The 25,950-nt window shown below is 68.2% G+C and carries 24 protein-coding genes and 2 pseudogenes; 12 read left to right on the top strand and 14 right to left on the bottom strand.

Annotated elements, in window-relative coordinates; all coding sequences use genetic code 11:
• Window positions 1-5 precede the first annotated feature (5 nt).
• The 5 genes from ACJH6H_RS08350 (at window position 6) to ACJH6H_RS08330 (ending at window position 5,230) form a co-directional block, all read left to right on the top strand.
• The gene (locus ACJH6H_RS08350) at window positions 6-2,543 is read left to right on the top strand and encodes a DEAD/DEAH box helicase (RefSeq protein ID WP_406774633.1); all 2,538 of its coding nucleotides are present in this window, start codon (window positions 6-8) and stop codon (window positions 2,541-2,543) included.
• A 26-nt stretch (window positions 2,544-2,569) separates the two neighbouring features.
• Entirely contained in the window at window positions 2,570-3,727 is a 1,158-nt protein-coding gene (locus ACJH6H_RS08345; protein ID WP_212811368.1) for an acyltransferase, read from the top strand.
• Between the two features lie 42 nt (window positions 3,728-3,769).
• On the top strand, window positions 3,770-4,237 hold the full coding sequence (locus ACJH6H_RS08340; RefSeq protein WP_212814804.1) for a hypothetical protein: 468 nt from the start codon (window positions 3,770-3,772) through the stop codon (window positions 4,235-4,237).
• Between the two features lie 64 nt (window positions 4,238-4,301).
• Window positions 4,302-4,892, top strand: coding sequence for a hypothetical protein (locus ACJH6H_RS08335; protein WP_244872535.1), 591 nt, complete (start codon window positions 4,302-4,304; stop codon window positions 4,890-4,892).
• 62 nt (window positions 4,893-4,954) lie between these two features.
• Entirely contained in the window at window positions 4,955-5,230 is a 276-nt protein-coding gene (locus ACJH6H_RS08330; RefSeq protein WP_174557662.1) for a hypothetical protein, read from the top strand.
• A 9-nt stretch (window positions 5,231-5,239) separates the two neighbouring features.
• On the opposite strand, the gene ACJH6H_RS08325 is transcribed toward ACJH6H_RS08330, so the two are convergent.
• From ACJH6H_RS08325 to ACJH6H_RS08275, 11 genes are all read right to left on the bottom strand, one after another.
• Window positions 5,240-5,923, bottom strand: coding sequence for a sensor domain-containing protein (locus tag ACJH6H_RS08325; RefSeq protein WP_406774632.1), 684 nt, complete (start codon window positions 5,921-5,923; stop codon window positions 5,240-5,242).
• 196 nt (window positions 5,924-6,119) lie between these two features.
• Entirely contained in the window at window positions 6,120-6,761 is a 642-nt protein-coding gene (locus ACJH6H_RS08320) for an FKBP-type peptidyl-prolyl cis-trans isomerase (RefSeq protein WP_406774631.1), read from the bottom strand.
• A gap of 10 nt (window positions 6,762-6,771) precedes the next feature.
• On the bottom strand, window positions 6,772-7,386 hold the full coding sequence (locus ACJH6H_RS08315; RefSeq protein ID WP_212811371.1) for a bifunctional 2-polyprenyl-6-hydroxyphenol methylase/3-demethylubiquinol 3-O-methyltransferase UbiG: 615 nt from the start codon (window positions 7,384-7,386) through the stop codon (window positions 6,772-6,774).
• A 25-nt stretch (window positions 7,387-7,411) separates the two neighbouring features.
• Window positions 7,412-9,286: a transketolase gene (locus tag ACJH6H_RS08310; protein ID WP_406774630.1), complete on the bottom strand. Its 1,875-nt coding sequence runs from the start codon at window positions 9,284-9,286 to the stop codon at window positions 7,412-7,414.
• Window positions 9,287-9,361: 75 nt separating this feature from the next.
• The gene (locus ACJH6H_RS08305; protein ID WP_406774629.1) at window positions 9,362-9,901 is read right to left on the bottom strand and encodes a cysteine hydrolase family protein; all 540 of its coding nucleotides are present in this window, start codon (window positions 9,899-9,901) and stop codon (window positions 9,362-9,364) included.
• Window positions 9,902-9,945: 44 nt separating this feature from the next.
• Window positions 9,946-10,644 carry a hypothetical protein gene (locus ACJH6H_RS08300; RefSeq protein ID WP_406774628.1) on the bottom strand — a complete coding sequence of 233 codons (699 nt, stop codon included), beginning with the start codon at window positions 10,642-10,644 and terminating at the stop codon, window positions 9,946-9,948.
• Window positions 10,641-12,404, bottom strand: a complete 1,764-nt coding sequence (locus ACJH6H_RS08295) for a VWA domain-containing protein (protein WP_406774627.1) — start codon at window positions 12,402-12,404, stop codon at window positions 10,641-10,643. Before ACJH6H_RS08295 ends, ACJH6H_RS08300 begins: the two co-directional genes overlap by 4 nt.
• On the bottom strand, window positions 12,395-12,871 hold the full coding sequence (locus tag ACJH6H_RS08290) for a hypothetical protein (RefSeq protein ID WP_406774626.1): 477 nt from the start codon (window positions 12,869-12,871) through the stop codon (window positions 12,395-12,397). Before ACJH6H_RS08290 ends, ACJH6H_RS08295 begins: the two co-directional genes overlap by 10 nt.
• Complete coding sequence (locus tag ACJH6H_RS08285) at window positions 12,861-13,727, bottom strand: DUF58 domain-containing protein (RefSeq protein ID WP_406774625.1); 867 nt, start codon at window positions 13,725-13,727, stop codon at window positions 12,861-12,863. Before ACJH6H_RS08285 ends, ACJH6H_RS08290 begins: the two co-directional genes overlap by 11 nt.
• A gap of 7 nt (window positions 13,728-13,734) precedes the next feature.
• Entirely contained in the window at window positions 13,735-14,736 is a 1,002-nt protein-coding gene (locus ACJH6H_RS08280) for an AAA family ATPase (RefSeq protein WP_346416186.1), read from the bottom strand.
• Between the two features lie 12 nt (window positions 14,737-14,748).
• Entirely contained in the window at window positions 14,749-15,930 is a 1,182-nt protein-coding gene (locus ACJH6H_RS08275; protein ID WP_406774624.1) for a zinc-dependent alcohol dehydrogenase, read from the bottom strand.
• A gap of 109 nt (window positions 15,931-16,039) precedes the next feature.
• On the opposite strand from ACJH6H_RS08275, the gene ACJH6H_RS08270 reads away from it, so the two are divergent.
• The 7 genes and pseudogenes from ACJH6H_RS08270 (at window position 16,040) to ACJH6H_RS08240 (ending at window position 19,775) form a co-directional block, all read left to right on the top strand.
• Window positions 16,040-16,534: a flavin reductase family protein gene (locus ACJH6H_RS08270; RefSeq protein WP_406774623.1), complete on the top strand. Its 495-nt coding sequence runs from the start codon at window positions 16,040-16,042 to the stop codon at window positions 16,532-16,534.
• 11 nt (window positions 16,535-16,545) lie between these two features.
• A pseudogene (locus ACJH6H_RS08265) lies at window positions 16,546-16,641 on the top strand (SDR family NAD(P)-dependent oxidoreductase); the annotation flags it as partial.
• 48 nt (window positions 16,642-16,689) lie between these two features.
• Window positions 16,690-17,052 carry a zinc ribbon domain-containing protein YjdM gene (locus tag ACJH6H_RS08260; RefSeq protein WP_406774622.1) on the top strand — a complete coding sequence of 121 codons (363 nt, stop codon included), beginning with the start codon at window positions 16,690-16,692 and terminating at the stop codon, window positions 17,050-17,052.
• Between the two features lie 207 nt (window positions 17,053-17,259).
• Complete coding sequence (locus tag ACJH6H_RS08255) at window positions 17,260-18,246, top strand: NAD-dependent epimerase/dehydratase family protein (protein ID WP_406774621.1); 987 nt, start codon at window positions 17,260-17,262, stop codon at window positions 18,244-18,246.
• Between the two features lie 9 nt (window positions 18,247-18,255).
• A complete protein-coding gene (locus ACJH6H_RS08250; protein WP_406774620.1) occupies window positions 18,256-18,690 on the top strand; it encodes a VOC family protein in 435 nt (144 codons plus the stop codon).
• 164 nt (window positions 18,691-18,854) lie between these two features.
• Complete coding sequence (locus tag ACJH6H_RS08245; RefSeq protein WP_406774619.1) at window positions 18,855-19,127, top strand: hypothetical protein; 273 nt, start codon at window positions 18,855-18,857, stop codon at window positions 19,125-19,127.
• A 120-nt stretch (window positions 19,128-19,247) separates the two neighbouring features.
• Window positions 19,248-19,775 carry a lipoprotein LpqH gene (locus ACJH6H_RS08240; RefSeq protein ID WP_406774618.1) on the top strand — a complete coding sequence of 176 codons (528 nt, stop codon included), beginning with the start codon at window positions 19,248-19,250 and terminating at the stop codon, window positions 19,773-19,775.
• Between the two features lie 3 nt (window positions 19,776-19,778).
• On the opposite strand, the pseudogene ACJH6H_RS08235 reads toward ACJH6H_RS08240, so the two are convergent.
• The 3 genes and pseudogenes from ACJH6H_RS08235 to ACJH6H_RS08225 all read right to left on the bottom strand — a co-directional run bounded on the left by ACJH6H_RS08235 (window position 19,779) and on the right by ACJH6H_RS08225 (window position 25,933).
• Window positions 19,779-21,282: pseudogene (locus tag ACJH6H_RS08235) on the bottom strand (amino acid permease).
• Entirely contained in the window at window positions 21,282-22,367 is a 1,086-nt protein-coding gene (locus ACJH6H_RS08230; RefSeq protein WP_212811386.1) for a Glu/Leu/Phe/Val dehydrogenase dimerization domain-containing protein, read from the bottom strand. The pseudogene ACJH6H_RS08235 and the gene ACJH6H_RS08230 overlap by 1 nt, the downstream one beginning before the upstream one ends.
• A gap of 86 nt (window positions 22,368-22,453) precedes the next feature.
• Entirely contained in the window at window positions 22,454-25,933 is a 3,480-nt protein-coding gene (locus ACJH6H_RS08225) for an indolepyruvate ferredoxin oxidoreductase family protein (protein ID WP_406774617.1), read from the bottom strand.
• Window positions 25,934-25,950 lie beyond the last annotated feature (17 nt).

The raw sequence follows: 25,950 nt of genomic DNA, 5'->3' as shown, positions 1-25,950 counted from the left end.
CCACGATGGCACCCCGCATATCCCTCCTGGACGACCCCGCCGACCTGTCCGCGCTGCGCGCGACGGGCGCTGACCCCGACGAACTGCTCGCGGCGTTCGCCGAGTGGGCCGAGGCGGCGGGGACGGCGCTGTACCCGGCGCAGGAGGAGGCGCTCATCGAGTTGGTCAGCGGCGCCAACGTCGTCCTGGCGACGCCGACCGGTTCCGGCAAGTCGCTGGTGGCCACGGGCGGGGTGTACTTCGCGCTCGCGGCGAACCGGCGCAGCTACTACACCGCGCCGATCAAGGCCTTGGTCAGCGAGAAGTTCTTCGCCCTGTGCGACGTGTTCGGCGCCGCGAACGTGGGCATGCTCACCGGCGACGCGGCGGTCAACGCCAGTGCGCCGATCATCGCGTGCACGGCCGAGATCCTTGCGAACATCGCGCTGCGGGAAGGCGCCGACGCGGACATCGGTCTGGTGGTGATGGACGAGTTCCATTTCTACGGCGACCCCGACCGCGGCTGGGCGTGGCAGGTGCCGCTGCTCGAATTGCCCAGGGCGCAGTTCCTGTTGATGTCGGCGACGCTCGGCGACGTGACCGTGTTGCGCGAGGACCTCACCCGGCGTACCGGCCGCCCGACCGCGCTGGTGGCCGGCGCCGAACGCCCGGTGCCGCTGTTCTACAGCTATGCGACGACCGCGATGCACGAGACCATCGCCGACCTGTTGCAGACCAAACAGTCACCGATCTACGTCGTCCATTTCACGCAGGCGGCGGCGCTGGAGCGGGCGCAGGCGCTGATGAGCGTCAACGTGAGTACCAAGGAGGAGAAGGCCGCCATCGCCGACCACATCGGCGGCTTCCGTTTCACGACGGCGTTCGGCTCGACGCTGTCGCGGCTGGTGCGCCACGGCATCGGTGTGCACCACGCCGGCATGCTGCCCAAGTACCGGCGGCTGGTGGAACAGCTCGCGCAGGCCGGGCTGCTGAAGGTCATCTGCGGCACCGACACGCTCGGTGTGGGCATCAACGTGCCGATCCGCACCGTCGTCTTCTCGGCGTTGTCGAAGTACGACGGCACCCGTACTCGGCTGCTCAATGCCCGCGAGTTCCACCAGATCGCCGGCCGTGCCGGGCGGGCCGGCTACGACACCGCGGGCACCGTCGTCGTGCAGGCGCCCGAGCACGAGGTCGAGAACCTCAAGCAGTTCGCCAAGGTCGCCGACGACCCGAAAAAGCGCCGAAAGCTGGTGCGCCGCAAGGCACCCGAGGGCATGGTCCCCTGGGGTGAGAACACCATGACGCGCCTCGTCGAGGCGGCGCCGGAGGCGCTCACGAGCAACATGCGGGTGTCCACGGCGATGATCCTCGACGTCGTCGACCGTCCCGGTGATCCCTGCCTGGCCATGCGCCGGTTGCTCAGTGAGAACCATGAGCCGCGCAAGAGGCAGCTGCGACACATCCGCGAGGCGGTCGGCATCGCCCGTTCGCTGCTGCAGGCCGGGGTACTGGAACGCCTGGCCGAGCCGGAACTGGACGGGCGCCGGTACCGCCTCACGGTGGACCTGCCGCCGGATTTCGCGCTGAACCAGCCGTTGTCGACGTTCGCGCTCGCGGCCGTCGAGCTGCTCGACCCGGACTCGGAAACGTTTGCGCGCGATGTGGTTTCGGTGATCGAGGCGACGCTCGAGGACCCACGCCAAATCCTCGCGGCGCAGCAGAAGAAGGCCCGGGGTGAGGCCGTCGCGGCGATGAAGGCCGAAGGCATCGAATATGACGAGCGCATCGAACTGCTCGACGACATCACCTACCCCCGGCCGCTCGACGAGCTGCTGACGCACTGCTTCGAGGTGTACTGCCGAACCAACCCGTGGGCGGCCGACGGGCACCCTGCGCCGAAGTCCGTCGTGCGCGAGATGTGGGAGCAGGGCCTGACGTTCAAGGAGTACGTCAGTGCCTACGGGCTGACCCGCACCGAGGGCGCGGTGCTGCGCTATCTGTCCGACGCCTTCAAGGCGCTGCGCTCCGGGGTGCCGGCGGCTGCTCGCACCGATGAGCTCACCGACATCGTGGAGTGGTTGGGCGAGCTTGTGCGCCAAGTCGATTCGAGCCTGCTCGACGAATGGGAGCAACTGACCAGCGCCGACCAGGTCGACGAGGTGGCGGTGATGGCGCCCGTGCGGCCGCTGACCGGCAACGAGCGGGCCTTCACCGCGATGGTCCGTAATGCCCTGTTCCGGCGGGTGGAGCTGTGGGCGCGCCGGCGCTGGGACGAGCTGGGAGCCCTCGACGCCGCATCCGGGTGGACGGCACCGCGGTGGGAGGCCGTGGGGGAGCAGTACTTTGCCGAGCACGACGACATCGGCACCGGGGCGGATGCCCGCGGGCCGTCCATGTTGATCTTCGACCGTGCGCCCGACGTGTGGCGTGTCCGGCAGATCCTGGACGATCCGGCGCACGACCATGACTGGGGAATCGACGTGGAGGTCGACCTGGCCGCCTCCGACGAGGACGGCGCACCGGTCATCCGGGTCGTCGATGCGGGCCTTTTCGGTAGCTGAGCGAACTTCTCGGGCACACTGGGCGCATGACCACCCCGGCCCCCGAGCCCGTCAGCGGCACTCGCGGGTTCCTGCCTGCGGTCGAGGGCCTGCGGGCGGCCGCGGCACTGGGGGTCGTGCTCACGCACGTGGCATTGCAGACGGGATACACCGACGGTGTCGTCGGCCGGTTGCTGGCCCGCTTCGACCTGTCGGTGGCCGTGTTCTTCGCGTTGTCGGGCTTCCTGCTGTGGCGCCCGCACGCCGCCGCGGCGCACGGGCTGCGGGCCGAACCCGAGGTGGCGCCGTACTACCGCTCCCGGCTGGTCCGGATCATGCCGGCGTATCTGCTGACGGTGGTCGCGGTGCTGACCCTGTTGCCCGACGCGCACGGCGCGGACCGGGCGGTCTGGATCGCGAATCTGACCCTGACGCAGGTCTTCGTCCCCAAGACGCTGATCGCCGGGCTCACGCAGATGTGGAGCCTGTCGGTCGAGATGGCCTTCTATCTCGTGGTGCCCCTGTTGGCGCTCCTGGTCGCGAAACTGTCGCTGCGGCTGCGAATTCCGGTCATCACCGGAGTGGCGCTGCTGAGTTTCGGCTGGGGTTATCTGCCGATCCCGGCGTATCACGGCGCCAATCCGCTCAACTGGCTACCGGCCTACGCCTCGTGGTTCGCCGTGGGGATGTTGTTGGCGGAGTGGATGTTCCGGCCGTACGGCTGGGCGCACCGGTTGGCCCGGCAACGCTCGACCCTGATGGCGGTGGCGGTCGTCGCATTCGTGGTGGCGGCCTCACCGTTGGCGATGCCGGCCGGGCACCAGCACGCGACCCTCGGCCAGTTCATCGTGCGGACGGCACTGGGGGCGGTCATTGCCGGCGCGCTGCTGGCGCCGCTGGTCCTGGACACCCCGGACAGCCCGCACCGGGTGCTGGCCAGCGCCCCGATGGTGACGCTCGGCCGCTGGTCGTACGGTCTGTTTCTCTGGCACCTCGCCGCCCTCGACATGGTGCTCGCCATGATCGGGCAGACGACGTTCCCCGGTGCGCTGCCGGTCGTGATGGTCCTGACGACGACGTTCGGCTTCGCGGTGGCCGCGGTGAGTTACGCGCTGCTGGAGGAGCCGTGCCGGGTGGCGCTGCGGCGCTGGGAAGCGCGGCGACGGGCCGCGATGGCCGATCTCGACTTGCCGACCGCGACATAGAGTTGCAGGGTGCGATTCACGCGTCAGGGGCCGCTGGACCGGATGAACGCCGCGGTGGCAGAGCTCGAGTTGCCGGACGCGGTGTACAAGACGTGCCCTTGGCAGCCACGGGATCTCGTGACGGAGGGCCTGCGGCAGTGGTTGCGGTGTTGCGGGGTGGCCATGCGCGACGGTCAGGTGATCGGCATGCCGTCGCACGCCGTCGACGAGGCCTGGCACGGGCTGATCCTCTGTACCGCAAGGTATTCGGCCTTCTGTGACACGGCCTACGGCCGGTTCCTGCACCATCATCCCGAAGGCGGGGCGCCCGCCGGCGCCGTGTCGGAGCCGATGCACGAGCAACTCCGGCGGACGGTCATCGCGTGGGAAAAAGTCGCCGGACCGGATGAGGACTGTGTGCTGTGGGACCTCGACGAACGCGTCGGGGTCGACAAACCGTGGGGGATCGCTGCGGCGCGGGTCGCGGAAATCAGGTCGGCGTACCGGGCTTTTCAGGCCCGAACGAGATGACGGAGGCCGGTACACGCGATAGCCTGACCCGTTACGGACGCCGGTTGAAAGGACGGACGAGCATTTGAAGACCGAGCGACAGCGTTTCCACGCGCCGGTGATAGTCGGCGGTGTGCTGCTGGCCGGTGCGCTCGCGGCGGCCGGTCCGGCTGCGGCGGACCCGGCCACACCGACGACACCCGCACCCGGCCAGCCCGTCGTGGAGCCTGCGAGCGGTCCCAGCGGCCCGGTGGCCGCGCCTCCGATCGGCGCTCCGACGGTCCCCGAGATCGAGAACCCGCAGTACGGCGCCGGTAGTACGCCGGGTCAGCTCGGCTATCTCCGGGACATCTGGCACACGTTCCACAGCGGCAACCCGATCGAGGCGCTCACCATGCCGCCCGAGGAGGCACCCGGACCACCGCCCGGTGCGGGGCCGGCGCCCAAGCTGCCACCAGGGTTCATTTCACTGACCGATCCGGCGTCGTCGAACCCGATCGTCGACACCGGGCCCAAGACCGGTGGACCGGCGCTGCCTCCGGGCTACTACCCGCTGAACGGCCCACCGCCGCCCGGGTACTACGACGCCCCGGGTGCGGCGCCGGCCACGCCGGCGCCGGGTGGTCCCGGCGCGCCGCCGCCGGCTGCCGGATTCGCGCCGACCCCATCGCACTGACTCGACGGCGTAATGTGATTACATACGCTAAGTAATCGCAGTCTACGCAGGGGAGCGTGTGCATGACCTCGATCAAGAAGACCTTGTCCGCCGCCGCCGTCGCGGGTTCGCTCGCCGCGGCCGCGCTCGGCTTCGGTATGCCGCTGGCTGCTGCGCAGCCGCCGCCACCGGCGCCCGGGCTGGGCGAGGAGGTTCCGCCGTGGGCCCCGAAGAAGCCGGCTGAGGTGTGGGACGGTCAGCCCGTCGTGTGGACCTCGGCCTGGGGCGGCCGGTGGGGCGTCTGGATCAACGACGGGTTCATCCCGCTGACGTCGAACCCGGTCACCAACGGCGGGTAACCACCGCGGTCACCATCGTGCCGCGACGTTGGTGCCGATCTGGGTGGCGATCTGGACCGCCGTGTCCGCCGGATTGGGACTGCACGTGTTGATGTCGATGATGACGTTGTTCTTGTGTGCCAAGGCGCGGCCGCATGCCCATCCGGGTGCGGCCGCGTCTTGTTCTGTCGCGACGACGCTGAGGGTGTCGTGCGCGTTGGTGATCGGCCCGACCGACCACTGCGACTGACTCTGCGTGTGCGTGTACTGCTTGCACGCCGGCCATAGCTGCGCTTGCGTGTTGAAGAACTCCTGCGCCTTGTCCTGCGTCGGAAACAGGACGACAGCCTGCTTGAGGTAGTGGGTGAACTTGTCCCCGTCGTTCATGCTCTGCTCGCGCTCGGCCCAGAAGCCGCTGCCCGCGTACACCGCGGCTTCCGCGGCGCCGTCGATGACGAGGCACTCCGGCGGTGCCATCGTGGCGCTGTTGTCCGACATCGTGGACTGAGCGCTGAGCACCGTCATGGCGGCCGACCCCATGGTCGCGTTGACCTGGTCGGGGTTGAGCAGCAGACCGTCCAGTTCGCGTTCGACGAGGGGCCGGGCCACCATCGGCGGCGTGGTCACCGGCACGGGGGTACCGGCGGTGCTACCACATCCGGCGGTCAGAACCGCGACCATGACGACGGTGACGGTGCCGGCAGAGCTGCGCATATATCCTCCCGTCGCGGCAGCGGCGACCTACTGACATGCTGCGCTGTCGTGCTGCGCTGTCCTCCCCAGCGCGGCACTCCAACACTTCTATTGTGGCGTCAGTTGAGGTCGGGGCCACCTTTGCTCGACGGTGTTTCGCGGTAACGATGAACCAAGTTCTTGATAACAGGTTCGCCGCACCGCCGCAGCATGACGGTCAGTTCGACACGTCGAGGATCTTGATCGCGAAGACCAGCGAGTCACCCTTCTCGATGCCCGCGCTCGGCTGGCCGTCGGGGTAGCCGTCGGCCGACGTCATCGCGACGGCGACGGTGGAGCCGACCTTCTGTCCCGCGATGGCCTTCTGGAAACCGGGCACGACGCGCAGGAGGGAGAAGGTGGCCGGGGCGCCGCGGTCATAGGCGCTGTCGAACTTCGATCCGTCACGCCCGTTGAAGCCCGCGTAGCAGACCGAGACCGTCGCGGTGTCGGGGACGACGGGTCCGGTGCCGGCCTTGAGCGTCTGCACCTGGGTCTGGTTCACGCTGAACGGGCCCTTGACGCTGACGACCGGAGCCGCGGTGTCCGTGGATCCGGTGACGGCAACGCTGCCGGTGGCGCCGCTCAGCGTCCACTCGGGCGAGCCGGCCTGTCCTTCTGCCGTCGGGCAGGTGCGGGCCGCGGCGGTCGAGGAGTTGTCGAGGGCGGTCGCCGCGCTCGGGGTCGTGGTCACCAACGGCGCCTGCGTCGTGGTCGCCGCCGGTGGCTTCTCGTCCGAGCCACATGCGGTGAGGGCTACGGTGAGGGAGGCGGCGCAGGCGGTCAGGGCAACGGAGGAGGACACGCGAGAGAGGTTCACCGGTGTCACGCTACCCGGGCGGGATCGGGATGAGGACTGCGACCAGGAAGTCGGATTTGTCGGTGAACACCCGCAGATCCCAGGTGGAGAGCAACAGATCCGGGGTGAGGCCGGCTCGGCTGGCGTCCTGGAAGAACTGATTGAATTCGTAATCGCGGCCGGCGCCGAACCCGATGACCACACGGCCGTTGTCGGCGAGGTGGGCGCGGAGCCGGGAGAGCACCTGCACGCGGGTGCTCGGGGCGACGAACGTCATCACGTTGCCGGCCGACACGATCAGGTCGAACGGCTCCGGAATGCCGCGGGCCGGCAGGTCGAGTTCGGCGAGGTCGCCCACCAGCCAGCGCGGTCCGGGGTGATCCTCTTCGGCGGCCGCGATGAGAGCGGGGTCGACGTCCACCCCGACCACCTCGTGCCCGGCCGCGGCAAGGTAGCCGCCGATGCGGCCGGGGCCGCAGCCGGCGTCGAGGATTCGCGAGCCGCGGGCAGCCATCGCGTCGATCAGGCGGGCTTCACCGACGAGATCCTCACCGGCGCGGGCGAGCGCCCGGAACCGTTCGATGTACCACTGCGAGTGGCCGGGATCGGCTTCGACTTTCTGCATCCACAGGCTCTGCTCGACCATGCGTCCATTGTCGCAAGCCCGAACTTCAGCGCGGCGTGCTGTCGACAACGCTCTTGGCGATCAACGTCGTCGCGGCTTCCCGGATGCGGTCCGCGTCGATGCCCGCCCAGGCGAGCAGCTCGCGTGTCGTGCCGGAACCGGGCATGCCGCGGACTGCCAGATGCGCGAGGCGGATGTCGGCAAGATCGTGAGCGACGAGCGCATCGAGAACCGCCGACGCGAGACCGCCCTCGGGGTGGTGGTCCTCGGCGACGACGACGCGGCCACCGGTGGCGGCGACGGCTGCGGCGACGGTGGCGGCGTCGAGCGGTTTGATCGAGTAACAGTCGATGACCCGCGCGGTGATGCCCTTCCCGGCGAGTTCGTTTGCGGCGCTGAGGCATTCGTGCACCGTCACACCGGCACCGATCAAGGTGACGTCATCGTGATCGGATACGCGCAGGAGCTTGGCGCCGCCCACCGGAAACTCCTCGGTGGCGTCGTACAGCACCGGGTAGGCGCCGCGCGTGGTGCGCAGGTAACAGATTCCCGGTGTCTCGGCCATCGATTGCAGGAGTGCCACGGTGCTGGTGGCGTCACTCGGGTACAGCACGACGGCATCGTGGACGGCGCGCATCATCGCCACGTCCTCGAGTGCCATCTGCGATGGGCCGTCCGCGCCGATTTCGACGCCGGCATGGGAGCCGACAAGTTTCACATTCGCGTTCGAGATCGCGCCCATACGGATGAAGTCGTAGGCGCGCGTCAGGAACGCGGCGAACGTGGAGGCGAACGGAATGTATCCGCGGACACTCAGGCCCGTCGCCGCGGCCACGAGCTGCTGTTCGGCGATGAACATCTCGAAGTAGCGGTCGGGGAATGCCCGCGCGAATTCGCCTGCGTGGGTGGAATTTCCGACCTCACCGTCGAGTGCGACCACGTGCCGGTTGCGACTGCCGACCGACACCAGCGCGTCACCGTAGGCCTTTCGCGTGGCGATGTCCGCACCGAGTTCGTAGGTGGGGAGGTCGACGGGCTCGGCCGCCCGCCATTCCTCTGCCGGAGCGGGCGTCGGTGGCTCGAGGCTGCGCACGATCAATCGGCGCCGGCCACCGAGTTCGGCAATGGCCCGTTCGGCCATGTCGTCGGGCAACGGTTTGCCGTGCCAGTCCGGGCTGTCCTCCACCTCCGAGAACCCTTTGCCCTTGATGGTTTTGGCGATGATCACCGTCGGGCGGTCCACTGCTTCCGCAGTCTCGACGCCGGCCATGGCTTCATCGATCGCGTTGAGGTCGTGGCCGTCGATGACGACCGTCCGGGCGCCGAAAGCCTGACAGCGCCGCTCGTAGGCCGCGACGTTCCAGCCGAGGTCTGTCGGGCCCCGCTGTCCCAGCCTGTTCACATCAATGAGGGCGACCAGGTTGTCCAGCTTGTAGTAGGACGCCTTGTCGAGCGCTTCCCACATGGAGCCTTCGGCCATCTCGCTGTCACCGCACAGCACCCACACCCGGTACGGAAGGCCGTCGAGGTACTTCCCGGCCAGCGCGAGTCCGACGCCGTCGGGCAGTCCCTGGCCGAGCGAGCCTGTCGCGACGTCCACCCACGGCAGTACCGGTGTGGGGTGACCTTGCAGGCGCTGCCCGAACCTGCGGTAGCCGTCGACCAGTTCTTCGTCGGTGATCGCGCCGACGGCCGCGAAGGCCGAATACAACAGCGGTGACGCGTGGCCCTTCGAGAAGATGAGATGGTCGTTGGTGACGGCGGCCGGATCGCGCCAGTCATAGCGCAGGTGACGGGTGATCAGCACGGCGACGAGATCCGCGGCTGACATGCTCGACGTGGGGTGACCGGATCCGGCACTGGTGCTGGACCGGATCGAATCCACGCGCAGACGCGCCGCAACTTCGGCCACGGTGTCCATGGGGGTTATCGGTGGTGTCGTGTTCACACAGGGCGCATACCCGGTGTCACGGTCGGTACACGCGCGCTCGACGCGTCAGGGCAGACACCGCGTGGATTCGGTGATCTCGGCGCCCATGTTGCGCCGCATCATCTTCAGCGCCGCGTCACCGAGTTGCGGGTCGATGTGCGCGACCGCGTCGGGTGGGACGATGACGTCGTAGTGCCGCAGGTATCCGTCGAGGGCGCTGTAGAGAATGCACTGTTCGGTGACCTGACCCGTCAGGATCAGCCTGGTGACGCCACGCTGCCGCAGCAGGTAGTCGAGGGCGGTGGCGTAGAAGACGCTGTGCCGCACCTTGGTCAGGAAGGTGCTGCCCTGTGTCGGGACCAGCGGCTTGACGAGCTCGGGGTGGCTCCCGGACAACGCGACGTCGACGATGCCTTCGCCGCCGACGCTGAAATCTTCATGGTTGTCGTTGACGTACAGGACGTCCACACCATGGTGTGATCGGGCCGCCGTCAGCAGCCGGTGCAACGGATCGAGAATCTCGGCGACATTGGCCGCAAGTTCCTCACCGTCTTCGTGCCGGTAGTCGTTGAACATGTCGATGATCAACAGAGCGGTGTCACTCATCGATGGTGCATACCCAGACGTCACCGCGGGCACACCTGCCGATGTCACCGTGCCGCGTCGCGCAGGATCTGTTGCAGCCCTTGCATCGGGTCGGCGCCGTCCGGCGGGGGCAGCGGTGGCGGAAGGGTCGACGTGGCATCCCCGGCCGCGGGCGGCGGCGCCGGGGGCGGTGCTGCCGGAGGGGGTGGGGGCGGCGCGGCCGGCGGCGGGCCGGCCTCGGCGAGCTTGGCGTCCAGCCGGGGCAGGGCCTCTGCGCGGATCCGGCGCCGCTGCGCATCGGGGTCGGCGTTGCCCGCGAAACAGTCGGCGGGCGCGTGCGTGACCACATCCCTGGCGGCGGTGTACTGCCGGACGGCCGCGTCGCGGTCGCCCGCTGCGGCGGCTTGATCGCCGAGGGTTTCGCGGATCAGCTCGAGGTTGACCCGGACCGGGCACGACCGGTCGGCCGGGGTCTGCGCCAGGGCGCGGCCGAATTCGCGGTCGGCATCGCCGAGCCGGTGCTGCAGTACCGCGAGGCTTCCGCCGGCGTACGACGTCCGGTTCGGTTCGATCACGTTGAACTGCCGCAGGATTGCGACGTCGTCGGACAGCGCGGCGGTGTCCCGATTCGCGTAGTCGGTGACCGCCGAGTCGCCGACCACGGCGACAGATGCCAGCTTCGCGGCGAGGATCAGCACCGCGGCGACGACGGGCGCCGAGCCCAGGAGCAGTCGGCGACGCAGCTTTCGTCGGTCGGTGTTCACAGTCGTACCCGGTCCAGTCGGGTGCGGGCCGCTTCTCGCAACGTCAGGAACAGTTCGATGAGAAGCAGCACGGCGGCCAGCCCTGAGAGCGCCCAATAGAGTTCCGTTCCACTGTGACCCGAGCCGACGGGCGATTGGACGGGGCGGGCGACGTCGGTGAGCGCCTCGGGCGGCAGCCCAGCCGCGGGCCGCGGCACGTACGGCACCCCGATCTGCTCGGCAACGGCCCGTAGCGAGGGGACCGCGTCGTCGCCGTAACCGATCACCGCCCCGCCCGCGACCACGCCTTCCGGTAGATCGAATTCCCTTTGCGGAGTGGCGGATTCCGGTGTCCCCGCGCCGAGGTAATACACGAGGCTCTTGGCGTCAGGGTATTGCTGGGCTGCGCTGAGCAGCTGGTAGCGCAGCACCGTACTTGCCGCGCCGGCGTCGGTATGCGCCGGTTCCGGCGTGGGGTAGGTGATGGGAGCCGTCGCGACCGGCTTCAGACTCCACGCGTCGGCCGAGAGCGGCCATTCCACTGCTGGGCCGGACGCGAATCCGACGACGGCGAACCGCGCGGTCGGATAGCGGTCGATCAGTTGCGCGATGTCGGCACTCGCCTCGGCCGCGCGTGAGCGGCCGTCGGGTCCCGGTGCCGCCATGTCCGCCGAGCGGTCGACGACCAGGAAGACATTCGGCTCGAGCGCGCCTGCGGTCTGGGGCGGCGGGGGTGTCGCCCCGATCGCCGGGCGCGTGCCGGCGCCGATCAACAGCACCACGGTCAGGCCGAATCCGGCCCAGCGCCACGTCCGCCAGCCGGCGTGTTCGGTGCTTCGCCGTCGCCACCATGCGGCACCGCAGGCGGCGAGCAGGGCGACCACGAGTGCGATGTCCGGAGTCTCTGTCGGTGTGGCGGCGACGTTCGTCCGATCGGCCGGGGGCGGATGGCGGGTGATGTCGCGCAACGACGCACCGATATCAGTGGCAGGGTGCGACCTGCCGCCGGTGTCGTGCACGAGGCCGGAAACGGTGCCCCCATCGGCGCCGACGATGAGTGCGTTCACCTGGATCTTGCTGGTGGCAGCCAGGTCTCGAAGCGCGGCGCCGTCGAACAGCCGGCCGGCCTCTCCGCTCGAAGCGTCTGGCCCGACGTAGATGAGTGACCTGCGCGTCGCAGTGCCCTTTGCGGCCGGCGGGAACCCGGTCATGCACAGCGCGAGGAGGTCTTCGATGTTCGGGGTGTAGCCGGTGTAGCGGACGGGCGCGACGAACGGTCTGGCGTCGCTGCGCTTGATCTGCCGACCATAGGCGGTGAACTCCGCGGCCACGTACTGATAGTCCCGGGTCAACGGGACGACACGGCGATTGGCAGACGTCAGCCCGATCCGCTCGGTGCGGTATTCCCGGGCCGCATCGGCGAAGAACTGCAGCGTCGCGTTGACCGGGGAATCGGAGACCGGGGCGCCGACGCAGATCATGATGTCCTGCGGCGCAGCGGCTTCGGACCGGCGATCGAGCGTGGGCAGACCCGTGGGTCGTGCCGTGGCCACGACGGCGGCACCGAAACCCACCACGAGGAGCACGACGGCGGACCACACCGAGATCGTGTTCCGGCGTTGTGCCCGGCGGTATTCGGGCAGCCGCGTCAGGCGGCCGGTGTTGGCGAGCGGTCTGAGATCGCCGGGACGCTGGCGGTGTGGCCAGAGCACGGCCACCGCCACGCACGCCGCCAGCGCGACGCACCCGATGATCGCCGCAATCCGCCAGGTCAGCTCCATCGCCTGACCAGCCCTTCGGCAGTCGCGCAGGCATCGTCGACATCGACGTCCGATCGCGGATTGAATTGCACGTCGACGAGTTCGGACAGCAGCGGTGCGGCGGCGCCGGCCGGGCCGGCTGCGATGGCGCCGACGTGCATGTACTGCACGCGGAGCCCGGTCGCGGCGTGCAGGAACCGGCGGACTTCTCGGCTCAGTGCCGCCCCGGCAGCCGGCGCCGAGAGGTCGCCCGATCGATGGCGCCTGGCGATGCCGCGAATGTCCCGGACCGCGCGCAGCTTGATCATCTCGTCCCGCACGACTCGGATCAACCGCACGTCGCCGATCCGGCGGGACGCTGACGTCGCCGTGAAAAGCCAGGCATACCAGGCGATTACACAGACGATCAGCGCGGCCGAAAGCCACGGCCACAACCCGGAATAGGGCTCGGGGCCGACCACGTAGCGCAGCAGATCGTCATCTGGCACGTGCGTAGACCCCCGTCATCGCCGTCAGGGCGGGTTTGATCTGGGTGCTCGCGCCGATTCGCGCATGCGGTACGCCGGACAGGGTCAGGAACTCCGAAAGCTTCTGGCGCCGTTCGTCTTCCGATCGCCGGTAGGCTTCGGTGACGGCGCGGTCGAGTGCGGACGGCGGTAGCAGGAACTGTCCATCGGCGGCGTCGTAGCTGCGGCCGGTTCCGGGTCCCACCGGTGGCATGTCGGTCACCAGCGCCCACAGGACGTCGTGCCGGGCGGTCAGTGAGCGCAGCACGTTCTGCAACGCGTCACTGATCTCGGGTTCGTCGGACACGATGAAGACCAGGAGCCGGTGGCGGTAATGCGTGGCCAGCCATTGCAGTTGGACCAGCAGATCGCTGCGGGCGGGGGATTCGCCGGCGAGCTGCAGGTAGTGGTGCAGCATGCGCTCGATATGCGTCTCGCCACGCCGCAGGCGGGTGTCGATACAACCACGGCGGTCTCCCGCCACCAGGCCTATCTCGTCGGAGCGGCGCAGCGTCATGAGTCCGATCGCGCCGATGACGTGCATGATGATGTCCTTCTTGAGCTCTCCCGACGGCGCGAGCGCCGACACGTTTCGGCCGGCGTCGGCGACCACCACGATCTTGTGGTGCTTCTCGGACACGAATTGCTTGACGAGGGTGTGGCCGGACCGGGAACTCGCCTTCCAATCGATGTCCCGGACGTCGTCGCCCGGGACGTAGGGGCGTAGTTCGTCGAACTCGAGGCTCCGGGTGTGGATCAGCGCGTAGCGGCCGCCTTCCAGGAGGCTGCCGGGGTCACGGCCGATGTGGATTTTCGCGGCGTCGAGGTGTTTCCCCATGTCGGCCTCACGGCACCGGGACCGTCTGCAGTACCGCGTCGACCACTGCGTCAGGCGTGATCCGAGCGCTCGCGGCCTCGAAGCCGAGGATCAGCCGATGCCGCAGCACGCGGTGTGCGAGCATCGAAATATCCTCGGGCACAACGTGTCCGCGGTCGTGGATGACGGCGAGCGCGCGTGCGGCGCGGCAGAAGGCGATGGTTGCGCGGGGGCTCGCGCCGTATTCGACGAGTCGGGCGAGGTGCGACGGTAGGTGTTGGGCGGGGCTGCGCGTGACGTCGACCAGTCGGCTCGCGTACGCGACGAGCGCGCGGTCGAGGTGGACCGAGCGGACGATCTCCTGCACCCGCCGAACGTCGTCGAGCGAGACCACGGGGGCCGGATGACGGGCGCGGTCGTACCGCCCGGCGTCCATGCGGTCGATGATCTCGATCTCGTCCGTGATCGACGGATAGTGCACGAGCTCTTTGAGCATGAAGCGGTCGGTCTGGGCCTCCGACAGGGGATAGGTGCCTTCCTGGTCGACGGGGTTCTGGGTGGCGATGACGAGAAACGGCTCGGGTATCGGGTATTCGACGCCGGCGATCGTGGTCTGACGTTCCTCCATCGCTTCGAGCATGGCGCTCTGTGTCTTGGCGCTCGAGCGGTTGACCTCGTCGAGCAACACGATGTTGGCGTGCACCGGGCCCAGTTGGGTGGTGAACGTGTTGGTGTCGGCCTCGAAGATCTGCGTGCCGATGATGTCGCTGGGCAACAGGTCCGGCGTGCACTGGATGCGGCGGAAGCTGCCACCGACAGACGCGGCAAGGACGCGCGCCGCGGTGGTCTTGGCAAGACCGGGAACGCTCTCGATCAGCAGGTGGCCGCCACCGAGCAGCGCGACGAGCATCGTCTCACGCAGGTGCTCCTGGCCCACGACCTGATGGGAGAACGCCGACGCCACGGCGCCGACGATGTCTCTGGCCTCGGCGATGGCGCCCGGGTCGGGTTGCATTCGGGGTAGTGTCATCGGTCCTTCCGCTCACGGCTTGAGCATCACCTTCACGGCACCGTCCGTTTTCTTCTGGAAGATGTCGTAGGCATGTGGTGCATCATCAAGGGGCAGAACGTGACTGGCGAAGGTGTCGACGCCCAGCGGATCGTCGTCGCCGAGCAGCGGCAGGATGTCGTCGACCCATCTCTTGACGTTGGCCTGGCCCATGCGCAGCTGAATCTGCTTGTCGAACAGCGTCATCATCGGTAGCGGGTCCGACATGCCGCCGTACACGCCGATCAACGAGATGGTCCCGCCGCGGCGGACGATGTCGATGGCCGAGTAGAGCGCATGAAGTCGATCGACCCCGAAGTTCTGCATCATCGGCTTGGCCACCATGTCGGGCAGCGTCGCCGTCATGCGCTGAAGTGCCTGGGCCACAGGCGATCCGTGGGCCTCCATGCCTACCGCATCGATCACCGAGTCGGTGCCGCGGCCGTCGGTCAGCGCCCGGATGGTGTCGCCGATGCTGCCGTCGACGGTGTCGAGGTCGACGGTGTGGATACCGTGCACCGATGCCCGCGCCAACCGTTCCGGAACCCGGTCGACGGCGATCACCCGATAGCCGAGATGCTGGGCGATGCGCGCACACATGTCGCCGATCGGCCCCAGCCCGAGCACCGTGACGCTCCCGCCGTCGGGAATGTCGGCGTAGGCGACAGCCTGCCACGCCGTGGGCAGCACGTCCGACAGGTAGACGAATCGCGAATCCGGCGGTCCCTCAGGCACTTTGATGTGGGTGAACTGGGCCTGCGGCACGCGGAGGTATTCGGCTTGGCCGCCCGGTATCTGCCCGTACAGTTCCGAATAGCCGAACAGCGCGGCACCTTTGCCGTGGTCGCGAACCTGCGTGGTCTCGCACTGGGTGTAGAGCTGCTGGCCGCACATGTAGCAGTGCCCGCAGGAAATCTGGAACGGCACGACGACCCGGTCACCGACGGACAACCCGTCGACGTCGCTGCCGACCTCGCGAACGATGCCCATGGGTTCGTGCCCGAGGATGTCGCCCTCGTGCATGAACGCCCCGAGCACCTCGTACAGGTGCAGATCCGATCCGCAGATGTTGGTCGAGGTGACTTCGATGATGGCGTCGGTTGGCGCTTCGATCTCGGGGTCGGGCACGGTGTCGACTCGGACGTCTCGTCGGCCATGCCAGGTAACTGCCTTCACGCAGGACTCCCATCTCCGGTATCGACCATCGACGGCACCCGTTGACGGTTTGCAAGAATGAGCAGTGGCTACCCCAACTCAGGTATCCCAAAACCCGAGGCCAGGACCGGTGATGAAACCAGAGACCGCATTTGATGATTTCGTCGACCTGCTCGACTACCCGATGTTCGTGGTCACGGTGCAGGCCGGCGGTCAGACCGCCGGATGCCTGGTGGGCTTCGCCACGCAGGCCAGCATCGACCCGCCGAGGTTCCTCGTCGGGCTGTCCACGGCGAATCACACGACCTCGATCGCGCGGACGGCCACTCACCTTGCGGTGCACCTGCTGCCGCGCGACGAGTTGAAGCTGGCCGAGCTGTTCGGCGGTGAGACGGGCGATGCCGTCGACAAATTCGAGCGCTGCGCCTGGCATGTCGGGCCGGAAGGCTCTGCGGTCCTCGATTCCGCGCTGGCCTGGTTCGTCGGCGAGATCATCGCGAGATTCGACATGGGCGACCACGTGGGTCATCTGCTGGCACCTGTCGCGGGCGGTGATTCCGGCACCGGGGGCAAGCCGGTGTTCTTCGACGATGTGAAGGATCTCAGCCCGGGGCACGGCGCGTAGACAGGGCTGAGATGACCGGTATCGCAGGCAAAGTCGTCGCCATCACGGGCGCCAGCAGTGGCATCGGCGAAGCAACTGCCCGGCTGCTCGCCGAACGGGGCGCGGCGTGCTCCACGGCATCGCCGCGGCGCTGACGGTGTTGCCATACTCATCGCATGACAGAGACAGCCGCGACGCCCCCGTGCCCAGAGTGTACGAGCGAGTACACCTACGAATCCGGTGCGTTGTACGCATGTCCCATGTGCGGCCACGAGTGGGCTGACGGTGATGCCGGCGACGCCGATGCCGGGCGAGTGGTGAGGGACGCTGTGGGCAACGTGCTGGCCGACGGCGACAGCGTCACGCTCGTGAAAAGCGTCAAGGTGTCGGGCGGCGGTGGCGGTGCGATCAAGGTGGGCACCAAGGTCCGCGGCATCACGCTCATCACCGACGGCGTCGGCGACCACGACATCGACGCAAACGTGCCCGGTTTCGGGCGTCTGCAGCTCAAGTCGAGCGTGGTCAAGAAGTCGTCCTGATGCTACTGCGCTGTGTCCAGGGATAGCCGAACGCCGCGGCACTTGTCGGCCTGTTGCCTCACGTCGAGATGCGCGCGTAGGGGGTCGCGCGATTGGAATCGGGCGTGTTGTCCGAGTGATGTCCACATCGCGCGGATCCGCCCTGCGGCGTGATGGCAGGTACTAGCGTCTGGGCAGCGGCAGTTCACTTCGGAGGGGGTAGGCGTCATGCGGGTGCTGGTCACGGGCGGGACCGGATTCGTCGGTGGTTGGAGTGCGAAAGCCATTGCGGACAAGGGGCATTCGGTCCGGTTCCTGGTGCGCAACGCGGCTCGGTTGCAGACCAGCGTGGCCCAATTGGGCGTCGACGTCTCTGACCACGTGGTCGGCGACATCACCGATCGCGACTCGGTGCTGCGCGCGCTGGACGGGTGCGACGCCGTGCTGCACGCCGCGGCGCTGGTCGCCACCGATCCGAACCAGGCGGCGCAGATGCTGAGTACCAACATGGACGGTGCGCGCAACGTACTGGGCGGCGCTGTGGAGCTGGGCCTCGATCCGATCATCCACGTCTCGAGCATCACCGCGCTGTTCAATCCCGACGTGGACAAGCTCGAGGCCGACCTTCCGGTGTTCGGCGGCACCGACGGCTACGGACGTTCCAAAGCCCAGGTCGAGATCTACGCCCGCGGCATGCAGGACGCCGGGGCGCCGGTGAACATCACCTATCCCGGCATGGTCATGGGTCCGCCGGTCGGCAACCAGTTCGGCGAGGCCGGCGAAGGCGTGGCGCAGGCACTTCAACTCGGCGCGATTCCCGGCCGCAGCGCTGCCTGGACGGTGGTCGACGGTCGGGATCTGGCCGAGCTCCACGCGGCGTTGCTGAAGCCGGGCAAGGGACCCCGCCGCTACATGGCCGGCGGCCATCGGATCCCGGTGGACGAGCTGGCTCGGCTGTTGAGCGAAGTCGGCGACAAGACCATGTTCTCCGTTCCGGTTCCCGACACGGTGCTGCGGCTGGCCGGCCAGGTACTTGATCGGCTGGGACCATTGTTGCCGTTCCAGACGCCGTTCACCGAGGCCGCGATGCAGTACTACACCCAGATGCCCGACTCGGACGACACCCCGAGCGAGCGCGAACTCGGTGTCACCTACCGCGATCCGCGCATCACCTTGGCCGACACCGTCGCCGGCCTTCGTAAGCTGAACCACTGAGGGCGAATGATGGCTGATGTCAAGAAGTTTCAGGTCACCTTCGACTGCGCGGTACCCGAGCGGGTGGCGCGGTTCTGGTGCAACGTGCTGGGATACGTCGTACCGCCGCCACCGCCGGGATTCGCATCGTGGGACGACTTCGACCGTGCACTGCCACCCGAACATCGAGGTTCGAAGTTCGCGTGCGTCGATCCTGAAGGCGTCGGCCCGCGCCTGTTCTTCCAGCGCGTTCCCGAAGGCAAGACGGTGAAGAACCGCGTGCATCTGGACGTGCGCGTGGCCACCGGTCTGGCCGGGGACGAACGACTGGCGGCGCTCGAGGCGGAGTGCGAACGGCTGGTCTCGCTCGGTGCGGTCCGCGTGCGATTGCTTCCCGCCGACGACATCAACGAGTCGTGCATCGTCATGCAGGACGTGGAGGGCAACGAGTTCTGCCTCGACTGACCGCAGGCCCGTTTACCGCTGGCGCCGTGGGGTATTCACCAATTGCCTACGGCGCCAGGTCCGCTCGTTCGGGGGTCGGGCACGCTCGCCAGGTAGGAATGCGATGTCGCATCCGTCGCGGACCTTGACGCATGAGGCCATGCAGTCGAGGCAAGGACGAGACAATGACCATCAAACAACTGGCAGCAGCAGCCACCGTCGCCGGCAGTCTGGCGGCCGGCTTGTTCGGCGTGGCCGGCGGAATCTCCACAGTATCGCCGAGCACCCTGGGCAGCGGCGTCGCGAGCGCCGAACCGAACGTGCCCCCGGCGATTCCGCCGCCCTGGGCGCCGGTCCAACCGAACCCGCCATGGTGGGCTCCGGGCGCGTCCGTGGTGTGGAGCCCGGCCATCGAGCGTTGGGGCTTCTGGTGGTTCGGCAATTTCATGCCGATGTAGGCAGGTTGCCGTAGCCACCGGAACGAGCCGGTCGTCGCATCTCAGAAAAGAAATGCGGCGACCGGTTCAACGGCGTAGATGTGGTGAATCGGGATTGGCGACGACAACAAGAGGGGTGTCATGAGGCGACAGGTTGCGATCGGTGCGGTCAGCGTGGCGGTTGTCGTGGGGATCGCCGGCTGCAGTGGCGAGAAACCGCCGTCGGAGACGACGAGCTCGAGCAGCAGCACCACCACCACCAAGTCCACGTCATCGCCGGCATCGTCAACGACGGCCTCGCCCACCCAACCGCCGACCGGCAATCCGCCGCCCGGCCAGGCCGAGGTGACCGTCGACGGGGTGCGTCAGAACATCACGGGCAATGTGGTCTGTACCAACGCCGTCGGAAACTTCAACATCGCCATCGGTCAGAAGGCCTCGGGAGTGGCGGTGGTGCTGACACCGGACGCCGCCACGGTGCACTCGGTGATCCTGGGGAACGTCAACGGCGTCATTCTCGGCTATCAGCAGGGCATGTCGGGCGGTGAGGCCACGGCGTCCAAGGATGGCGACACCTACGTCATCAGCGGTAGCGCTACCGGGGTGACGGCAGCGCTACCGCCCGTGATGGTGACCAAGCCCTTCGAGATTCGCGTTACCTGCAGCTGATGCTCACGCCGCGATCTGAGTGACGTTGAGGTGCTTGTGCGCCTCGGCCTTCCGCTGCGCGAGCTTCGAGTGTGACCTGCCGTAGACGAAGTACAGCGCGACGCCGACGGCCATCCACACGACGAACCGAAGCCAGGTCTCGACCTCGAGGTTGATCATCAGCCAGAGGCACGACAGCGCAGCCAGGATCGGGACGAGTGGCACGAGAGGCACCCGGAAGCCGCGTTTGAGATCGGGCCGTGTGCGGCGCAGGATCGGCACTCCGATCGCCACGAGGATGAAGGCGACGAGCGTGCCGATGTTGACCATGCCCGCGAGGGTGCCGAAGTCCACGAATGCCGCCAGAACCGCGCACACCACGCCCACGATGACGGTCAATCGTACCGGGGTGCCGTGCTTGCCGGTGTGCGAAAGCCGCTTGGGGAGCAGGCCGTCGCGGGACATGGCGAACAGGACGCGGGTCTGGCCGAGGAACATCACCATGACGACGGTCGACAGGCCCGCCAATGCGCCGATGGAGATGATGTTCTTGGCCCAGGTGTCACCGTGGAGGGCGAATGCCGTTTGCGAGGGTGGCATTTTCTCCCTGCAGTTCGGTGTACGGCACCATGCCGGTGAGCACGAACGACACCGCGACGTAGCAGACGGTGACGATGGCCAGCGCGCCGAAGATGCCGCGCGGGACGTCGCGCTGCGGGTTGCGGGTCTCTTCCGCCGCGGTGGCGACCACGTCGAAGCCGATGAACGCGAAGAACGCGATGCTGGCCGCGGTCAGCAGACCCAGCCACCCGAAGCTCGTGCCGCCGGTTCCGGTGAGCCAGGCCAGCATGGACTGGTGTACGCCATCCGCCTTCGCCGAGGGCTGCGCCGCCGGGATGAAGGGGGTGAGGTTCGAGGCCTTGAAGTAGGTGGCGCCGACAACGAGGATCAGCACGATCACGGAGAGTTTGATCGCCACGGCGACGGCCGAAACCCGCGACGACAGCTTCGTTCCGGTCGCCAGCAGCACACCGACGATGGCGATGATCACCAGCGCACCCCAGTCGAACTTGACCGACCCAAGGTGCACCACCGGTGACACCGTCCCACCGAGGACGTGGCCGAGATACTGCGACCAGCCTTTGGCGACAACGGATACCGCGAGCGCGAACTCGAGGATCAGATCCCAGCCGATGATCCACGCGACCAGCTCACCGAAGGTGGCGTAGGCGTAGGTGTAGGCGCTGCCGGCGACGGGCACAGTCGAGGCGAACTCGGCGTAGCACAGCGCGGTGAGCCCGCATGTGATCGCCGCGATGACGAAGGCGACCGACACGGCCGGCCCCGCCATGTTGCCCGCGGTCTGAGCGGTAAGGGTGAAGATGCCGGCGCCGATGACGACGGCCACGCCGAAAACAGTGAGATCCCTTGCCGTCAGATCTTTGCGGAGCTTCGAGTCGGGCTCATCGGTGTCCCGGATCGACTGCTCGACCGACTTGGTGCGGAAAAGCCCGCCGCCGGCGCCCATCAGATGGCTCCGTCGAGCCGCTGTTCGGCGAACAGGTTCGCGGCGGCGCCGATGCTGATGCCCGTCTCGCGCGCGGTGGCGATGATGTCGCGGCAGCGGTCGTAGATCCGGGTCACGTCGCCCTCGACGGCGGTGCGGTCCGCGCCGTGCAGTTCACCGGCCACCTGAATGAGGCCGCCGGCGTTGGCGACGTAGTCAGGTACCCAGGTGATCCCGCGGCGGCCGAGCAACAGCTCGACGTCCGGCGTCGCGAGCTGGTTGTTTGCGGCACCGCAAATCAGCTTCGCCTCGATGGTGTCAGCGCTCATAGGCGTCAGAGTAGACCCGAGGGCACACGGAGCATAGACATCGACCGGGGCGTCGGCAACCGAATTGAGAAGGCGCACCGACGGGTGGTCATTCGACAGGCGCAGCAGCGCAGCGGCGTTCACGTCGGTGGCGTACACGTCCGCGCCATCCGCGAGCAGCAGTGCGATGAGTTCCCGGCCGACCTTGCCGACGCCCTCGACGCCGACGGTCCGGCCGGCCAACGTCGCTGCGCCCCAGACAGATTCGGCGCCGGCACGCATGGCGTTGAACACGCCCAGCGCGGTGAGGCGCGCGCTGTCACCCGAGCCGCCGGCCCCGGCGCTGCGGCCGGTGACGTGCGACGTGTACTTGCCCATGATGTCGAGATCGTCGGTGTTGGTGCCGACGTCACCGGCGGTGACGTAGCGTCCGCCCAGGGTGTTGACGTAGCGCGCGAACGCCGCGAACAGTGCTTCGCTCTTGTCGCTGGTGGGATCGCCGATGATCACGGACTTGCCGCCGCCCAGGTTCACCCCGGCCGCCGCGGCCTTGTACGTCATGCCCCACGACAGCCGCAGCACGTCCTCGAGTGCCTCGAATTCGTCGGCGTACGGGTACATGCGGCAGCCGCCGAGGGCCGGGCCCAGCGCCGTCGAGTGGATCGCGATGATGGCCTTGAGACCGGATTCGGCGTCCTCGCAGAACACGACCTGCTCGTGGCTACGGGAGCTCAGCTTGTGCGAACGACCGAAGACTCCGGCGGGGGTGGATACCGGCGAGTTGGACACTACTGTCACTACGGATTCCTTTCTGGTGCCGCATGTTCGGCGGCATGGTTGACGCTGCCGCGGGTGTCACGGCAGGACAGCTGGGGTGGGGCCGGTCAGGCCGGGATGCCGAGCTCGCGCAGGCGTGCCCAGTACAGCTCGACGTTGCCGAGTTTGATGTCCTCGTAACCGCGGACGATGTCGGGCAGTCCGGCTGCCTCGACGGCCGTGGTGTAGTTGTCGACGGTCAGTTCGGCGGCGAGGCGCAGCACCATGGCCGTGTAGTGAGACAGCAACTGCCGCTCCACTTTTCGCACGTGCGCGTAGCCGAACGGGTCCAGCTTGGTGCCGCGCAGCACCTTGGCCTTGGCCAGCATCTTCAGTGCCACATGCGATTTCGGTCCGAAGCCGACCTTCTTCGTGCGGCCCATGGCGCGCAGGACGGGCGGGTGCAGTTTGTAGGTGAGGTTCTCCCCACCGGGCACCTGCGCCTGCACATCGGCCAGGAACGCCGGGTCGACCAGCAGCCGGGCGACCTCGTATTCGTCCTTGTAGGCCGTGAACTTGTGCAGCCCGCGGGCGACGGCCTCGCTGAAGGCGGTGTTGTCGGTGATGGTGCGCTCCAGCTGCCACACGGCCTGCACCGTTTCGACGTACCGCCGCGCGACCTTCGTGTTCTGGTAGCGGACCAGTTCACCGGCACGCAGTTCGACCAGCCTGCGCACCTCGCCGCCGAACGTGGTGCTGGCCAGCAGCTCCGGGCTGGCCACCGCGGGCCGGGCCTTGGGCCGGGCGGCCTCGACGGCGGCGGCGAACGCGGCCGGATCGGCCACCGCGACGCGGCCCCAGCGGAACGCCGCCACATTGGCAGCGACCGCGACACCGTTGATGCCGATGGCCTCTTCGATGCGCGCCGCGGGCAGGCGCAGGCCGCCGTTCTGGAAGGCGGCACCCACGACCAGGAAGTTGGCCGCTGCGGTGTTGCCGAACAGGGCCTGTGCCGCGGCCAGCGCATCGAAGTGCGTCAGCGTGCGGGTGACGCCGGTCAGCCGGTCGAGCAACGACTGGGTCTCCGGGTAGGCGACGGACTTGTCGTACACCATGTCGCCGGTCGGGGTCTGGCTCGTCGAGGCGACCGCGATGGTTCGTTCGGCACTGCCGTAGGCCAGGTTCCGGTTGTCGGTCGCGGTGAGCAGGTCGATGGCGATGATGCAGTCGGCACTGCCCGAGGTGAGCCGGTTGGACGGCTCGAGGGCGGCGGTCGAGAACCGCAGGTGCGACACCACCGGTCCGGCCTTCTGACTCAGGCCGATCTGGTCGAGGCTCTCCACCTCGTAGCCCGCGCGCAGGGCGGCGGTCGCCAGCACCTGGTTCACCGTGACGATGCCGGTGCCACCGATGCCGGCGAGCAGGACGTTCTGCGTGCCGGTCGGCACACCGAACCCCGGATCGGCGACCCGCGGCGGTTCCGGCGCCTTGCGCCGGGATGTCTTGCGGCCCTTCTTCTCCGGGGTCAGCTCGACCGTGACGAACGACGGGCAGTCGCCGTCGAGGCACGTGTAGTCGGTGTTGCACGACGTCTGGTCGATGCGGGTCTTGCGGCCGAATTCGGTGTCGACCGGCTGTACCGACAGGCAGTTCGACTTGGTGCCGCAGTCGCCGCAGCCCTCGCACACCGCTTCGTTGATCACCACGCGCGTGTTGCGGGTGGGCAGCGTGCCGCGCTTGCGCTGACGGCGCGCGTCGGCAGCGCAGTGCTGGTCGTAGATGAGCACGGTCACACCCGGGATCTCTCGCAGCACCTTCTGCGCCTCATCGAGGCGGTCGCGGTGCCACAGCAGGGTGCCCTTCGCGAGAGCTTTCTTGTTGTGCCGCTTGGGTTCGTCGGCGCAGATGATGATCTGCTTGACGCCCTCGGCCGTCAGCTTGTGCGTGAGCCCGGCAACGACCAGGCCGCCCTCGACGTCCTGTGCGCCGGTCATGGCGACCACTTCGTTGTAGAGCAGCTTGTAGGTGATGTTGACCCCGGCGGCGATGCAGGCCTGCACCGCGAGCTGACCCGAGTGGAAGAACGTGCCGTCGCCGACGTTCTGGAACAGGTGCGGCACGTCGGTGAACGGTGCCTGCCCGATCCACTGGCTGCCCTCGCCACCCATCTGCGTCAGACCCACCACGGCGCTGTCACTGCGGCCGGACATGGTGACCAGGGTGTGGCAGCCGATGCCACCGCCGCCGATGGAGCCCTCCGGGATCGCGGTGGAACGGTTGTGCGGGCAGCCGCTGCAGAAGTAGGCGGTTCGCTTGGCGGACAACACTTCCAGTGACAGTGGCGGGGGAGGGGTGCGCTTGAGCTCGACGTGATCGCGCAGCACCCGGCGCAGCGGCGCGAGCAGGCGGGCGGCGGTCAGCTCACCACCGAGCGGGAACAGCGGCATACCGGCGGCATCGTGCTTGCCGACGATCTGCGGGGCATCGGCGGTGCCGTACAGGATTTCACGGACCTGGGTTTCGATGAACGCCGTCTTGTCCTCGACGACGATCACCTGCTCGAGACCGCGCGCGAACGCCCGGACGGACTCCTGCCCGACGGGGTACGGCATCCCGATGCGCAGCAGGCGGATTCCCGCGCGGTGCAGTGCCGCGTCGTCGACGCCGAGGTCGAGCAGCGCCTGCCGGACGGCGTCGAAGGTGGTACCGGTGGCGGCGATGCCGACCTTTGCACGCACCGGATCCACCTCGAGGACGTCGAGCTGGTTGATGTCCCCGAACGCGCGGACGGTCGCCCAGCGCGGACCGTAGAGGTCGGCCTCGGCGATGAGGCTGTCGGCCGGTGCGGCCATCGGTCGCTGGACGTAGGTGAACGGCTTGCCGTCCCAGAGGATTTCAGGTGCGGTGATGGTGATGTCGGCGACATCGGCGTCGACCGTCCAGGCGCCGTCGGCCACGTCGGCGACGATCTTCATCGCCACGACGCAGCCCGATGCGCGCGACAGCGCGACGCCCTGCATGCCCATGGTGATGATCTCTTCGGCGTTGCGCGGGAACAGGACCGGGATGCCGAGGGCCGCGAGCGACCGTTCGCTCACGGCGGGCACGGTCGACGATTTCGATGCCGGGTCGTCGCCGACCAGCAGCAGCACGCCGCCGCGGGGATTGACGCCGTACATGTTGGCGTGGCGCAGCGCGTCCGTCGCGCGGTCGACGCCGGGTCCCTTTCCGTACCAGACGCCGATGACCCCGTCGTGGGTGGCTTTCCCGGCGGGAAGGTCGGTCTGGCTGCCCCAGACCGAGGTGGCGGCGAGCTCCTCGTTGAAGCCGGGCGTGAAGACGACGTCGTGCTCGGTCAGCACGTTCGGCATGCCCAGCAGCATCTTGTCGACGCAGCCGAGCGGGCTGCCCTGGTAGCCGGAGACGAAGGTCGCGACGCGGCGGCCGGCACGGAGGTCACGGACATGCTGCTCGACCATCATGCGGGCGATCGCCTGGACGCCGGTCAGCAGGACGGGGCCGGCGCCGGCGCGGTACCGGTCGTCGAGGTCGTAGGGCGCGGCGGGTTCGGCCGCTGCGAGTTCGGATCGGGACAGGACACTGGTCATCGAGAACCTCCACACTT

This window comes from Mycobacterium sp. SMC-21 (genome assembly GCF_045310825.1).
Lineage (GTDB): Bacteria > Actinomycetota > Actinomycetes > Mycobacteriales > Mycobacteriaceae > Mycobacterium.
The sequence above is the reverse complement of the archived record's forward strand: the minus strand, read 5'-3'. Positions and strand labels throughout refer to the sequence as shown.

Coding starts and splice junctions, on each gene's coding strand:
- ACJH6H_RS08285 (WP_406774625.1), bottom strand. CDS start 13,727: ATGGGGAAACACCTCGACGCCGCGAAAATCCACATCGGCCGTGACCCC.
- ACJH6H_RS08315 (WP_212811371.1), bottom strand. CDS start 7,386: ATGGTCGAGCAGAGCCTGTGGATGCAGAAAGTCGAAGCCGATCCCGGC.
- ACJH6H_RS08305 (WP_406774629.1), bottom strand. CDS start 9,901: ATGAGTGACACCGCTCTGTTGATCATCGACATGTTCAACGACTACCGG.
- ACJH6H_RS08280 (WP_346416186.1), bottom strand. CDS start 14,736: ATGACACTACCCCGAATGCAACCCGACCCGGGCGCCATCGCCGAGGCC.
- ACJH6H_RS08310 (WP_406774630.1), bottom strand. CDS start 9,286: ATGGACACCGTGGCCGAAGTTGCGGCGCGTCTGCGCGTGGATTCGATC.
- ACJH6H_RS08250 (WP_406774620.1), top strand. CDS start 18,256: ATGGCTGATGTCAAGAAGTTTCAGGTCACCTTCGACTGCGCGGTACCC.
- ACJH6H_RS08330 (WP_174557662.1), top strand. CDS start 4,955: ATGACCTCGATCAAGAAGACCTTGTCCGCCGCCGCCGTCGCGGGTTCG.
- ACJH6H_RS08225 (WP_406774617.1), bottom strand. CDS start 25,933: ATGACCAGTGTCCTGTCCCGATCCGAACTCGCAGCGGCCGAACCCGCC.
- ACJH6H_RS08295 (WP_406774627.1), bottom strand. CDS start 12,404: ATGGAGCTGACCTGGCGGATTGCGGCGATCATCGGGTGCGTCGCGCTG.
- ACJH6H_RS08345 (WP_212811368.1), top strand. CDS start 2,570: ATGACCACCCCGGCCCCCGAGCCCGTCAGCGGCACTCGCGGGTTCCTG.
- ACJH6H_RS08255 (WP_406774621.1), top strand. CDS start 17,260: ATGCGGGTGCTGGTCACGGGCGGGACCGGATTCGTCGGTGGTTGGAGT.
- ACJH6H_RS08260 (WP_406774622.1), top strand. CDS start 16,690: ATGACAGAGACAGCCGCGACGCCCCCGTGCCCAGAGTGTACGAGCGAG.
- ACJH6H_RS08245 (WP_406774619.1), top strand. CDS start 18,855: ATGACCATCAAACAACTGGCAGCAGCAGCCACCGTCGCCGGCAGTCTG.
- ACJH6H_RS08325 (WP_406774632.1), bottom strand. CDS start 5,923: ATGCGCAGCTCTGCCGGCACCGTCACCGTCGTCATGGTCGCGGTTCTG.
- ACJH6H_RS08340 (WP_212814804.1), top strand. CDS start 3,770: ATGAACGCCGCGGTGGCAGAGCTCGAGTTGCCGGACGCGGTGTACAAG.
- ACJH6H_RS08240 (WP_406774618.1), top strand. CDS start 19,248: ATGAGGCGACAGGTTGCGATCGGTGCGGTCAGCGTGGCGGTTGTCGTG.
- ACJH6H_RS08350 (WP_406774633.1), top strand. CDS start 6: ATGGCACCCCGCATATCCCTCCTGGACGACCCCGCCGACCTGTCCGCG.